Raw genomic sequence first — 12,411 nt, 5'->3', positions numbered from 1 at the left:
AGACTGTCACTCCTTTTACATGTTCCAAGTGTGGCTTAAGCCATGATGCAGTGTCGAAATACGAGATATATTGTTGAATTTATCCCCAAACCCCCGCAGGTCAAAAACAAAAAAAGTATGAACAACGGAAAATTGTTCACAACTTTATCCACAGGCTGTTGATAATATTATGGGTCAGATCACATATTCACATCCAAAAGTAATACAATCATAGCAAAAGAAACCCCGCATTTCAACGTATCGCGTGATTTTATCCACAAATTCAATAACTTGTGTATAATTTTTAGTCACAACACAATATATTGTTTATAAACTGTTTAATTTTCGACAGAAAGACCCAAAAACCAAAAATGTTTTATACACAGGTTATCCGTCAAATGATGCCAAATTGTGTGTAAAAGTATTCTTCGTTTGTGAATAACCTGTCTGTGGATAACCGTGAGGTGAACATGGAGCATGATCGAGATCGGAAAAAGAGTTACCCCTCCACCTCGCTTTTTTCATGGCAATGGAACGATGGTGAAAGCTACGAGTTCAATGTCAGGGTAGAGACGAAGAGAGGGGAAACTCATGGATTTAATTGAACAGGATCAGGGGTGTATTTTCTAAACAGATGGTAATTCTGTGATCGGCGATGTAGAAGAATAATGGACTAAAAGGACTTCTTTTTGGGATCTGGAATGTGAATTATCCGCAATAAAGAGGTAAGCGGGTGCTTAAACATAGAGGTAGAATGCTATGAATGTATCATATGATTCGGAAGGATAAATTATACGTGTATAACAAAAGAGGTTGTCCTCCAAAACCAATAACCGGTTTTGGAGGGCAACCTCTTTTGAAGAGACAATGTATGGATTGATGATTTAGAGACGGGTAATGGACATCTTACGCTGGAATTCAGCGATATCTGCGTATTCCTCTTCAAGTTTGCGAGAGATCCGAATAAAGATGGGCAGCAGCTCTTGGTAGATGGCAGCATTCTCTTTGACAGGGGTGTGTCGATGTGTTGTACCCACCATGGAAGAGACGGCATGAAGCGATTTGATCCGCCCTGTAGCGTACAAACCAAGCACGACAGCACCCAGACAGGAACTTTCGAAACTCTCGGGCACAACGACTTCCTGATTGAAGATATCAGACATCATCTGACGCCAGAGAGGTGAGCGTGCAAACCCACCGGTGGCTTGAATGGAGGTAGGCTGCCCAATCTGTTCTTCCATGGCGAGCAGTACTGTGTATAGGTTGAAAATAACCCCTTCCAGGACAGCACGGATCATATGCTCTTTCTGATGATGGAGTGTTAAGCCAAAAAAGGAACCACGGGCATCCGGATTCCACAATGGTGCACGTTCGCCCGAGAGGTAGGGGTGAAACAGAAGTCCTTCCGATCCTGGCCGGACACGTTCGGCAATTTTGGTCAGCACATCATAGGAATTGATGCCAAGTCGCTTCGCTGTCTCCACTTCAGACGCGGCGAATTCATCCCGCACCCAGCGAAACAGCATGCCACCGTTATTCACAGGTCCACCAATAACCCAAAGATTCTCTGTAAGGGCGTAACAGAACGTTCGACCTTTTGGGTCGGTAACTGGACGGTCCACGACGGTACGAATGGCACCGCTGGTTCCGATAGTTGCTGCGACAACACCAGGTTCAATGGCGTTAACGCCGAGATTGGATAAAACCCCGTCACTTGCGCCAATTACGAAGGGCGTGGAGGGGGAGAGAGCCATTTTTTCAGCCGATTCTTGATTCATTCCTTCTAATATATGTGTTGTGGGTACCAGCTTTGAAAGATGGTCCGGTGTAATGCCTGCTACCTCAAGGGCCTCTGCATCCCAGTCCAGTTGTTCCAGATTGAGCAAACCTGTGCAGGAAGCAATGGAATGGTCGACGACATATTGTCCGAATAGACGGAAGAACAGATATTCTTTAATCGAAATAAATTTCGCTGTACGCTCAAAAATTTCAGGCTCATCGTGGCGCAGCCACATTAGTTTGGTTAGAGGTGACATCGGATGAATAGGTGTACCTGTGCGCAGATAGATGCGATGTCCCAATCCATTCTCTTGCAGCTGGGCAGACCATGCGGCACTTCGATTATCCGCCCAGGTGATGCAACGGGTTAAGGGTGTGTTATCCTGTCCCATAGCAATGACACTATGCATAGCTGAGCTGCAGGATACAAACAGAATCTGCTCGGCAGCTACACCGCTCTGATCCATGACTCCACGGACAGAGCGAAGGGCCGCTTGTACAATCTCTTCAGGGTCCTGTTCGGCAACATCAGGTGCAGGGGTATACAAAGGGTATTCCTGCGTTGACGTGCTGATAACGGAGCCTTGCTCGGTAAATAACACGGATTTGGTACTGGTTGTACCAATATCGATCCCAATCATATAGTTGTTCATGTATTTAATCCTTCTTTCTCCAGAAAGCGATGAGATTTTAATTTCTTTCTACTATAGAGACCCCATTTATACCACTGTACTCAGAAGCAAAATAAAGATCAGTCCAACCACGGATAATAGTGTTTCCATAACGGTCCACGTTTTCAATGTCTGGGAAACGCTCATATTAAAGAATTCTTTGATCATCCAGAATCCCGCATCATTCACATGAGACAAGATGAGTGACCCTGCACCTGTAGCGAGTACAACCAGCTCAATATTGACACCTGGTGTGAGTGCAAGCACTGGCGCGACAATGCCGGCCGCAGTTGTCATAGCTACGGTTGCTGAACCGGTAGCTACACGAATGAGCGCAGCGACAAGCCAGGCAAACAGGATGATGTTGATGTTGGCATGGGTAGCGACATCAGCAATGGCGTTACCTACACCACTATTGATCAATACCTGTTTGAAGGCACCGCCTCCACCAATAATGAGAATGATGGTCGCCGTAGGTGCCAGACATTCACTGGTGAAGCGAGAAATATCATGTTTGGTGAATCCACGTGCAAAGCCAAGTGAAAAGAGGGCAAACACAACTGAAATGAGCAGAGCAATGATCTCATGCCCGATAAATTCACTGAAAACAGTGAAGCCGCTCGTGGCATTTGGGTCAATGATGCTTGCTATGGAACCAATCAGCATCAAAATAACCGGCAGCAATATGGTAAACAGGGTAATACCAAACCCAGGCATGTTGCTGTTTGTTTTGTTTGCGAATTGTTCAGCCAGTTCAGCTGGCGGTTCGGTGTGTATTCTTTTGCCTATAAATTTACCAAACAAAGGACCTGCAATAATTGCTGTAGGAATACCAACAATCAGGGAGTACAAAATGGTTTTACCCAGATCCGCGCTGTAGGCTTCAATCGCTATCATTGGCGCTGGGTGGGGTGGAACCAAGCCGTGTACAGTCGACAGACCGGCCAAAATGGGAATACCGATCTGAAGTAGAGACATATTGGTTTTACGTGCAACGGTGAAGATGATCGGAATCATCAAAATTACGCCGACTTCGAAGAAAACAGGAATACCAACGATAAATCCAACGATCATCATGGCCCAGTGCACACGTTTCACACCGAACCGATCGACCAATGTCGTTGCAATGCGCTCGGCACCGCCAGATTCGGCCATCATCTTGCCAAGCATCGTACCAAGAGCAATAACAATTGCAATGGTTCCAAGTGTGCCGCCAAGTCCCCCGGTAATGGAAGAGATCACATCGGCAGGTTTCATACCTGTAAGCAAACCGAGCATTAATGCGGACAACAGCAGCGTGATGAAGGGATTCCATTTATACTTGGAAATCAAGACGATTAGAAAAACGATCGCAATTAACGTCCAAACCAATAATGTTGCGTTGTGGGAAAGTCCAAAAAGAGTGCTCATGATGTTATGTGCTCCTTTATTTCTGATATAGAACGCTTACAAGTGAAATTTACGTCAACAATCTTTTTTATGCGAGTACTTGAAAAAAGGTATTGGCGAGAAATCTAGTTTTATCATGCCCAAACTGAAACAAAATCGCATTTTGTATACTTGTCGACAAGTTAAGCCGCAATCACTCACAGCGGATATGATTGCAAACGCCCTGCTCCTTTTAGGAATCAAAGCTTTCGTGCAGGGTTTTACCGGAATCCTGAAAATACGTGCGGACTCCAGCCTGAATGAGCATTTTGTCGCCGGATTCAAGTGCTTCAACGAGCAACCGGTGTTTCTCAATTACAGCGCTTACTTTCTGCTCGCCTTGAACGAATACTCTGCGCGTCGTGAGCAGCATAACGGTCATCACAACATATCGAATACTCTTCCATAGATGTGAAATACGGGAATGCTGGGCGGCTTCAATAATCGTTTCGTGGAAAACGAGGTCCTGATAGGCGAATTCGACAGCGTCCTGATGTCGTCCGGCGAGTTGCATTTTGTCGATTACGTTACGCAACTGGGTGATTAATGACGCTGGAACATCACCTGCGAGTCGCTGCTGCACAAAACTTTCAATCAGGAAACGGACATCATACAATTCTTCGACATCCTTGATTCGTAGTCCAATAACAACGACACCCATCCGTTCAAGCCGAATAAGGCCTTCATTGGACAATGTTCGTAACGCTTCGCGGACAGGTGAACGACTGCTGTCAAAATCAGCCGCAATTCGATTTTCCGACAAAATCTCTCCAGGTCGAAGGGTACCGCTGATAATCCGCAGCCTTAATTCGCAGGCTATGGCTTCACCACGGGAAGCCCCTTGAAGCCAGGAAGAAGGAAATAGCATATGGCTAACGCTCCTATTAATAATAATCAGTTCATTACTGATCATAACATAACTATTTTGCGGACTGGACATTTCAGTTCAATCCATAGTTTGCAAGCTGCAAGCTAACGGCTAATGTTTTTTTCAAAGGACTACTAAAGGCAGGTAAGTAACCAGCTCCATCCATATACTTGTATACAAGATGTGATTTTTATCCTACACCTTTCTCAAAAGCTTGTAAACCATAATTGAAGCGGATACAACATGATTGGAATTCGGCAATATCAATAACCTATAATCATTATCCACATGTGAATAACTTCAAACAGAATGGAATAAAGAAGATAGTGGGCATTGGAGGGTGTGGATAACTATAAATGATGAAATATGGTGTTCTGATCAGGGTCTGGGGATAACTTTCAGGACTCTCTTCGAGGCTTGGTAATGAGATTCAAATGAAGGGACTGTGGTCATCACTTTGGGTCAGCTGGAGAGGATATATAAAAGAGGGAGAAGCTGTGCGTCTTGCAGTTGACTTTTGCAGGTGGACATGGTTAAATATATAAAGGTGTTTTCTGTGAAGATGAAAGTGATTCATCACATAAGTATTTCCTTGTGAGGAGGTGCAATACATTGAGACCTACATTCAAACCGAACGTTAGCAAACGTAAAAAAGTTCATGGTTTCCGGAAAAGAATGAGCACGAGCAACGGCCGTAAAATTTTGGCCGCACGTCGCCTTAAAGGCCGTAAAAACCTGAGTGCTTAATGCATTGAAGACCACCGAGGTGGTCTTTTTTTTCTTAATGAGCTCAATTCAGACTGGATGCTGGTACAGATCAGGTCTGAAAGGTCTGCGAAAAAGTGCTGAACACACACGATGTATGTGGAGTGAGTTTTCCATTTTACGAAAACTTACCTTTATATAAGGATGAATGTTGTTTCGTTTCATTTGGCCGAGGAGCAATTATCCCGGATGAATGATTATGCGTTTCAATTAGCCGATCAACCATTCGTCCAAATGAAGTTGTCGCCAAGACGGTTTACCGTCATTCAAGAAAGCCTATACTAAATCAGTAATGAGGCCTCCGTCAATAAGAATGATGGAGAACAGCAAGGAGAAGTGCCGTGTATAAAAGACTGCGTCTACGAAACCGGGCGGACTTTAGCCGCGTATACCGGTATGGAAAATCGTTTGCCAATCATCAATTCGTGGTGTATGGCTGCCGCCGTAAAGATACGGAACAATTCCGGGTCGGTGTATCCTGCAGCAAGAAAATCGGAAACGCTGTCGTACGCAACCGGATGAGACGCATGATTAAGGAAATTGTTCGTCATCATGAACATGAGATCGTTACGCAGATGGATCTGATTTTTATCGTCAGAAAAGGTGCGCTGGACATGCCCTATAAGGAAATGGAAAAAAGCCTGCTCCATGCGATGCGCAAGGGCTCACTTTTGAAGTCAAGTAAGCGGTAAGCTTCGGTTTATTTGTCCTCCTAATTATGGTATGATTTACGGTGGAATGGAATGGTTAAGAGAGGGGTTATGAAGTGTCGCGATTGAAGACATCAAAGGGGAAGTGGATTCTCCTCATTGCAGTTATTGCAATGGTCACCGTACTCGCCGGATGTACTCCACAAGGAGCCGGGGTTACTACGGAAGATCTGAAGAACAGTGGCTCATTCTGGCAAAGTAATGTTGTATATTGGTTTTCACTAGCGCTCGATACATTCGCCAACTGGTTTAACGGTGAATATGGACTGGCTGTCCTCGTAATGGTGCTTATTGTTCGGACATTGATTTTACCATTAACAATGAAACAGGTCCGTAGCTCCAAAGCCATGCAGGCAATTCAGCCGCAATTGAAGGAGATTCAAGCGAAGTATAAAGATACACCTGAGAAAGTTCAGCAAGAAACAATGAAGTTGTTTCAAGAGAACAAAGTTAATCCGATGGCCGGTTGTCTGCCGCTTATCATTCAGATGCCGATTTACATCGCACTTTATAACTCAATTTATGGAAACTCCAGTCTGAGAACCCATGATTTCTTGTGGCTCCAGCTCGGAGAACCGGATCACCTGTTTATTTTGCCAGTGCTGGCTGCGATCACAACATTCATTCAAACATGGATGATGATGCGTATGAACCCTGCACAGCAAGTGGGACCGATGCAGTTCATGCTGTGGGTATACCCAATTTTGATCTTCGTGATGTCTTACCAGTTCCCTTCAGCACTTCCGCTGTACTGGTTCTACAGTAACATCTACACGATCGTGCAAAACTATTTCCTTTACCGGAATAATGATAAAATCGTGGCTGAGGTCAACGTGAAGCAGAATAGCTCTTCGAAAAATGGAGCTAAACGCAAAAACGGTGGCAAAGCGACCGTCTCTGGAAAAGGGTCGAAAGGGGCCAAAAAATCGAAATGACCAAAGTCATTACGTCAGGAAAAACCGTTGAAGATGCTGTAAACCAAGGATTGACTGAGCTTGGCGTAAGTCGGGACAAGGTCGAGATACAAGTGTTAGAGCAGCCGTCAAAAGGATTCCTGGGTTTGTTCGGGGTGAGGGCGGCCAAAGTAGAAGTGAAATTGTTGCCTGTACCTGAAGTTGTCCCACAGCCGATCAAGCCAGCTGCATACCAACCTGAAGTAGATGCATTACTTGAGGATATCGCAGCTAAAAATCCCTATGAAGAAGCGGCTGCTTTCTTGAAAGAGGTCGCAGCAGGTATGGGACTGGATGTTGAAGTGCATATCAAAAAACAGCGGGATGGACATATCTTCAATATTGCCGGCGAAGATCTGGGCATGATTATTGGCAGACGTGGACAGACGTTGGATGCGCTTCAGTATCTAACGAACATTGTAGCGAACCGATACTCGGAAAGCTTTGTTCGAATTGTGCTCGACGCGGAGAATTTCCGTCAACGTCGGCGGAAGACGCTGGAGGATCTGGCTGAACGGTTGGCTGGACAAGCCATCCGTACCGGCAAGGAAGTTGTACTGGAGCCAATGCCTCCGCTCGAACGAAAAGTCATTCATGCTAAACTGCAAAACCACCCGCAGATTAAGACATTAAGTAAGGGTGAGGAGCCTAATCGGCGTGTGGTTATTACGACGAAATAACACGAAATTGAAGACGCAATGGCTTCCTGCCCGGTGCAGAAGCCATTGCTTTTTTCGTACAGAAGCAATTTGGTAAGGTGTGTAGAAACAAGCAAAGAGTGAACTTAATACGATAAGTGACATGTCATATGTTATATCATTAATAGATTTGAAAATGGATATGGCGTTCCCCGAGGGACGGCAATTTTAAAATAGAGCAAGGAGAGATAACCATGATCAGTGATACGATCACAGCGATATCAACGGCTGTCGGAGAGGCGGGTATCGCCGTGATCCGGGTCAGCGGCCCGGAAGCAGTGTCGGAGACGGAAAAGATTTTCCGCAGCAAAACCCCTTTAACTCAGGCAGCATCCCATACGGTCCATTATGGTCATATTATAGATCCGGCGAGCGGCGAGAAGATCGAGGAAGTGCTGGTTACAGTCATGCGAGCACCTCGGTCGTTCACAACCGAAGATGTCGTGGAGATTAGTGCGCATGGCGGCGTGGTGTCGGTAAAACGGGTCATGGATCTGCTATTGCAGCTTGATATTCGTCTGGCTGAACCCGGTGAGTTCACGAAGCGTGCTTTCCTGAATGGGCGGATTGACCTGTCTCAGGCTGAAGGTGTCATGGATCTTATTCGTTCCAAATCGGACCGGGCTTTCTCGGTTGCATTGAAACAGGTTGAAGGTAAACTGTCCTCCAAACTGCGTGATCTACGCTATACTTTGGTGGAAACATTGGCTCATATTGAAGTGAATATTGATTATCCAGAGCATGATGTGGAATCGTTAACGTCTGATTTTATTAAAGAAAAGTCCAGTCAGGTTATGACTGAAATTGATAAATTGTTGACTACAGCAGAACAAGGAAAGATCCTGCGGGAAGGGATCACGACGGCGATCGTTGGACGACCTAACGTAGGTAAATCCTCATTGATGAATACACTTGCGCAAGATAATCGAGCTATCGTCACGGACATTCCAGGAACAACTCGTGATGTAATCGAGGAGTTTATTACGATTAATAATATCCCGCTGAAGTTGCTTGATACGGCAGGAATTCGGGAAACGATGGACGTTGTTGAGAAGATCGGGGTAGAACGTTCACGTTCCGCGGTAAGTGAAGCCGATCTAATCTTAATGGTCGTGAATGCTGCGGAGCCACTTCATCCGGATGAGATTGAATTATTGGAACAAATCCGCGGTAGACAATCGATAATCATTATGAATAAAATGGACTTAACGCCACAGGTAGAACGTGACGTGCTGCTTCGTTACATTCCGGAAGAAAGGCTTGTACCGATGTCAGTGAAAGATGATCTGGGTGTGGATCGACTGGAAGATGCCATCTCTACACTATTTTTCAGTGGTAAACTGGAGTCCGCAGACCTGACCTATGTCAGCAATGTGCGTCATATTGCGTTGCTCAAAAAAGCAAAGCAGTCCCTGGTTGATGCCTATGAAGCAGCAGATCAGTTCGTTCCGATTGATATGATTCAGATTGACGTTCGTTTGGCGTGGGAGCATTTGGGCGAGATTGTTGGAGATACAGCACATGATGCATTAATTGATCAGATTTTCTCCCAGTTCTGTCTAGGAAAGTAAAAAAAATATACTGCGGATTGACTTGAATCGTAGTGTATGATGGAAAGGTACAATTTCTGCCTGTTGTCAAAGGATGGAATGATGTTGTAGCCATTACGTGTTGGTTTCATATAGATAGGAATGCAAGTTCCGATGAACGGTTAGAAGTATTTTGTTTTCATTATAAGGGGGTAAACGGGAATGGCTTTTGATGGCGGCAGTTATGATGTAATCGTCGTTGGTGCAGGGCATGCTGGTGTGGAATCCGCACTGGCCGCAGCTCGTATGGGGTCCAAAACACTAATGATTACGATCAATCTGGATATGGTGGCCTTTATGCCTTGTAACCCATCCATTGGGGGACCGGCGAAAGGACATGTCGTTCGTGAGATTGATGCTCTTGGTGGAGAAATGGGACGAAATATTGATAAGACCTTTATTCAGATGCGGATGCTTAACACAGGTAAAGGGCCTGCTGTTCACGCGCTTCGTGCTCAGGCAGATAAATTCTCCTACCAACATAAAATGAAGGAAACAATGGAGAATGAACGTAATCTGACGATGCGTCAAGGTATGGTTGATCGCCTGATCGTTGAAGACGGAAAATGTGTAGGCGTCGTGACTCAGACGGGAACAGAGTATCGGGCCAAAGCAGTCGTTCTGACGACAGGCACATACTTGCGCGGCAAAGTGATCATGGGTGAGCTGATGTATGAGAGTGGACCGAACAATCAACAACCATCTCTTAAATTGTCAGAGCATCTGCGTGAACTGGGCTTTGATCTGGTTCGTTTCAAAACAGGTACACCACCACGTGTGCATAAGGATACGATTGATTTTAGCAAAACCGAAATTCAGCCTGGCGATGATGAGCCGAAGTTCTTTTCCTATGAAACAGAATCTTCCGATAATGAGCAGCTGCCTTGCTGGTTGACGTATACATCTGTGGAAACACATCAGATTATTAATGATAATCTGCATCGCGCACCGATGTTTTCGGGGGTAATTGAAGGGACTGGACCGCGTTATTGTCCATCCATTGAGGATAAAATTGTTCGGTTTAGTGACAAGCCTAAACATCAGATTTTCCTCGAGCCGGAAGGCAAAAATACATCCGAGTATTATGTGCAGGGACTATCTACAAGTCTGCCGGAAGATGTTCAACTTGCGGTTCTGCGCTCCATTCCAGGTATGGAAAAAGTGGAAATGATGCGTAACGGTTATGCGATTGAATATGATGCGATGGTACCTACACAATTGTGGCCATCACTTGAAACCAAACGTCTGCCAGGTCTGTTCACAGCAGGTCAGATTAATGGTACATCGGGTTATGAAGAAGCGGCTGGACAAGGCGTTATGGCTGGCATTAATGCAGCACGCAAAGTACAAGATAAAGAGCCGATTGTGCTTGATCGCTCCCAAGGATATATTGGCGTGCTGATTGATGATCTGGTAACGAAGGGTACGAATGAACCGTATCGTCTGTTGACTTCGCGTGCTGAATATCGTCTGCTGCTTCGTCATGATAATGCAGATATGCGCTTGACGGAAATCGGACATGACATTGGTCTGATCCCAGATGATCGTTATGCGAAATTCCTGGATAAAAAGGCGAAAGTCGAGCAGGAAGTCGCACGTCTGAAAGTGGCTAAAGCTCGCCCGGTTGAAGTGAACGCGAAGTTAGAAGAGTACGGATCTACACCTATTCAGGATGGCAGTACGTTGCTTACCTTGCTACGTCGCCCGGAACTGGGGTATGAACTGATTGAACAACTCTCACCATCTGAGGTAGAACTGACAGCAGATATGAAAGAACAAGTCGAAATACAAATTAAATATGCGGGTTATATTGAGAAACAATTGATCCACGTGGAACGTTTGCAAAAGATGGAGAAAAAGAAAATTCCGGACACCATCGTATATGATGAGATTCATGGTCTTGCTATGGAAGCCAAGCAGAAGCTCGCTATGATTCGTCCAATCTCGATTGGTCAGGCTTCTCGTATTGCTGGAGTTACTCCTGCTGACATCTCCATTCTGCTGGTCTACCTGGAGCATTATAACCGTGTAACCGCAGCAAGGGGACAATAATGGACGATATTCAACAGCAACTGCAGCGGCGCTTAAAGAAACATGGATTAGAGCTGGGAGAACTCCAGTTGGAGCAATTCGAGTTGTATTATCAGGAATTGGTATCCTGGAATGAAAAGATGAATCTGACTGGAATCACGGATCGTGAGCAAGTGTATACCAAGCATTTCTATGATTCAGTATCACTGGCTTTTTATACTGACATGACCAAAGTGAATAAGCTGGCTGACATTGGTTCTGGAGCAGGTTTTCCTGGATTGCCACTGAAAATCTGTTTCCCGCACATTAAGCTTACGATCATTGATTCGTTGAATAAACGGATTGGCTTTCTACAGCATGTGGTAGATATCCTTGGCCTGACAGACGTGGAGTTGGTTCATGGACGTGCTGAAGAGATTGGACGTAAAGAAGGATATCGTGACAGCTACGATCTCGTTACGGCGCGTGCGGTAGCCAAGCTGGCTGTGCTGAATGAATTCTGTCTTCCTTTTGTTCGTAAAAGTGGAATATTCGCTGCAATGAAGGGCGGTGACCCGCGTGAGGAAATGAAAGAGGCGGAATTCAGCTTCAATCAGCTGAAAGGACGGGTTAAAGCCGTTCATCCATTTCAGCTACCGGTTGAAGAATCAGAGCGTCATATCATCCTGATTCAGAAATTTGATAAGACACCATATAAGTATCCACGCAAACCAGGCACTCCAATGAAGACGCCACTAGTATAGTATTGTGATGGCTGTGTAATCAGTCATAACTAAATAAATTGTAAACACGTATTAAGAGGATGTTTCACGTGAAACATCTTCTTTTTTTTTGTTTTTAAAAGGAAAGGTTTAGTTAACATCACAGACAATGCATTTTACATATTTCTCAAAGAACCTCTCATGATAAACTTCGTGTAAATTAGCTCATAAACATTTTC

At 45.0% G+C, this 12,411-nt stretch carries 10 protein-coding genes; 7 read left to right on the top strand and 3 right to left on the bottom strand.

Annotated elements, in window-relative coordinates; genetic code table 11:
• Window positions 1-863 precede the first annotated feature (863 nt).
• The 3 genes from gntK to MKZ12_RS30085 all read right to left on the bottom strand — a co-directional run bounded on the left by gntK (window position 864) and on the right by MKZ12_RS30085 (window position 4,725).
• Window positions 864-2,411 (bottom strand): gluconokinase, encoded by a 1,548-nt coding sequence (gene gntK, locus MKZ12_RS30095; RefSeq protein ID WP_339258147.1) that lies wholly within the window; start codon window positions 2,409-2,411, stop codon window positions 864-866.
• A 66-nt stretch (window positions 2,412-2,477) separates the two neighbouring features.
• Window positions 2,478-3,839: a gluconate:H+ symporter gene (locus tag MKZ12_RS30090; RefSeq protein WP_339258145.1), complete on the bottom strand. Its 1,362-nt coding sequence runs from the start codon at window positions 3,837-3,839 to the stop codon at window positions 2,478-2,480.
• A gap of 211 nt (window positions 3,840-4,050) precedes the next feature.
• The gene (locus tag MKZ12_RS30085) at window positions 4,051-4,725 is read right to left on the bottom strand and encodes a GntR family transcriptional regulator (RefSeq protein WP_339238903.1); all 675 of its coding nucleotides are present in this window, start codon (window positions 4,723-4,725) and stop codon (window positions 4,051-4,053) included.
• Between the two features lie 612 nt (window positions 4,726-5,337).
• Between MKZ12_RS30085 and rpmH the strand changes: the two genes are divergently transcribed.
• The 7 genes from rpmH to rsmG all read left to right on the top strand — a co-directional run bounded on the left by rpmH (window position 5,338) and on the right by rsmG (window position 12,214).
• A complete protein-coding gene (gene rpmH, locus MKZ12_RS30080; RefSeq protein WP_017691413.1) occupies window positions 5,338-5,472 on the top strand; it encodes a 50S ribosomal protein L34 in 135 nt (44 codons plus the stop codon).
• A gap of 359 nt (window positions 5,473-5,831) precedes the next feature.
• A complete protein-coding gene (gene rnpA, locus MKZ12_RS30075) occupies window positions 5,832-6,182 on the top strand; it encodes a ribonuclease P protein component (protein ID WP_036611981.1) in 351 nt (116 codons plus the stop codon).
• A gap of 74 nt (window positions 6,183-6,256) precedes the next feature.
• Entirely contained in the window at window positions 6,257-7,135 is an 879-nt protein-coding gene (locus MKZ12_RS30070; protein WP_124118701.1) for a YidC/Oxa1 family membrane protein insertase, read from the top strand.
• Window positions 7,132-7,833 (top strand): RNA-binding cell elongation regulator Jag/EloR, encoded by a 702-nt coding sequence (gene jag / locus MKZ12_RS30065; RefSeq protein ID WP_339258143.1) that lies wholly within the window; start codon window positions 7,132-7,134, stop codon window positions 7,831-7,833. Before MKZ12_RS30070 ends, jag begins: the two co-directional genes overlap by 4 nt.
• A gap of 212 nt (window positions 7,834-8,045) precedes the next feature.
• Window positions 8,046-9,422, top strand: coding sequence for a tRNA uridine-5-carboxymethylaminomethyl(34) synthesis GTPase MnmE (gene mnmE / locus MKZ12_RS30060; protein ID WP_339238901.1), 1,377 nt, complete (start codon window positions 8,046-8,048; stop codon window positions 9,420-9,422).
• Window positions 9,423-9,602: 180 nt separating this feature from the next.
• Window positions 9,603-11,492 carry a tRNA uridine-5-carboxymethylaminomethyl(34) synthesis enzyme MnmG gene (gene mnmG / locus MKZ12_RS30055; protein WP_339258141.1) on the top strand — a complete coding sequence of 630 codons (1,890 nt, stop codon included), beginning with the start codon at window positions 9,603-9,605 and terminating at the stop codon, window positions 11,490-11,492.
• Entirely contained in the window at window positions 11,492-12,214 is a 723-nt protein-coding gene (gene rsmG / locus MKZ12_RS30050) for a 16S rRNA (guanine(527)-N(7))-methyltransferase RsmG (protein WP_062836523.1), read from the top strand. Before mnmG ends, rsmG begins: the two co-directional genes overlap by 1 nt.
• Window positions 12,215-12,411 lie beyond the last annotated feature (197 nt).

The organism is Paenibacillus sp. FSL R5-0713, assembly GCF_037973325.1.
In the GTDB taxonomy this organism is placed as follows: domain Bacteria; phylum Bacillota; class Bacilli; order Paenibacillales; family Paenibacillaceae; genus Paenibacillus.
This window is presented reverse-complemented; position numbering and strand designations above follow the sequence as displayed.

What these genes read in the sequence shown, in the direction of transcription:
- rsmG (WP_062836523.1), top strand. Translation starts at nt 11,492, where the DNA reads ATGGACGATATTCAACAGCAACTGCAGCGGCGCTTAAAGAAACATGGA.
- MKZ12_RS30085 (WP_339238903.1), bottom strand. Translation starts at nt 4,725, where the DNA reads ATGCTATTTCCTTCTTCCTGGCTTCAAGGGGCTTCCCGTGGTGAAGCC.
- mnmG (WP_339258141.1), top strand. Translation starts at nt 9,603, where the DNA reads ATGGCTTTTGATGGCGGCAGTTATGATGTAATCGTCGTTGGTGCAGGG.
- MKZ12_RS30090 (WP_339258145.1), bottom strand. Translation starts at nt 3,839, where the DNA reads ATGAGCACTCTTTTTGGACTTTCCCACAACGCAACATTATTGGTTTGG.
- gntK (WP_339258147.1), bottom strand. Translation starts at nt 2,411, where the DNA reads ATGAACAACTATATGATTGGGATCGATATTGGTACAACCAGTACCAAA.
- jag (WP_339258143.1), top strand. Translation starts at nt 7,132, where the DNA reads ATGACCAAAGTCATTACGTCAGGAAAAACCGTTGAAGATGCTGTAAAC.
- mnmE (WP_339238901.1), top strand. Translation starts at nt 8,046, where the DNA reads ATGATCAGTGATACGATCACAGCGATATCAACGGCTGTCGGAGAGGCG.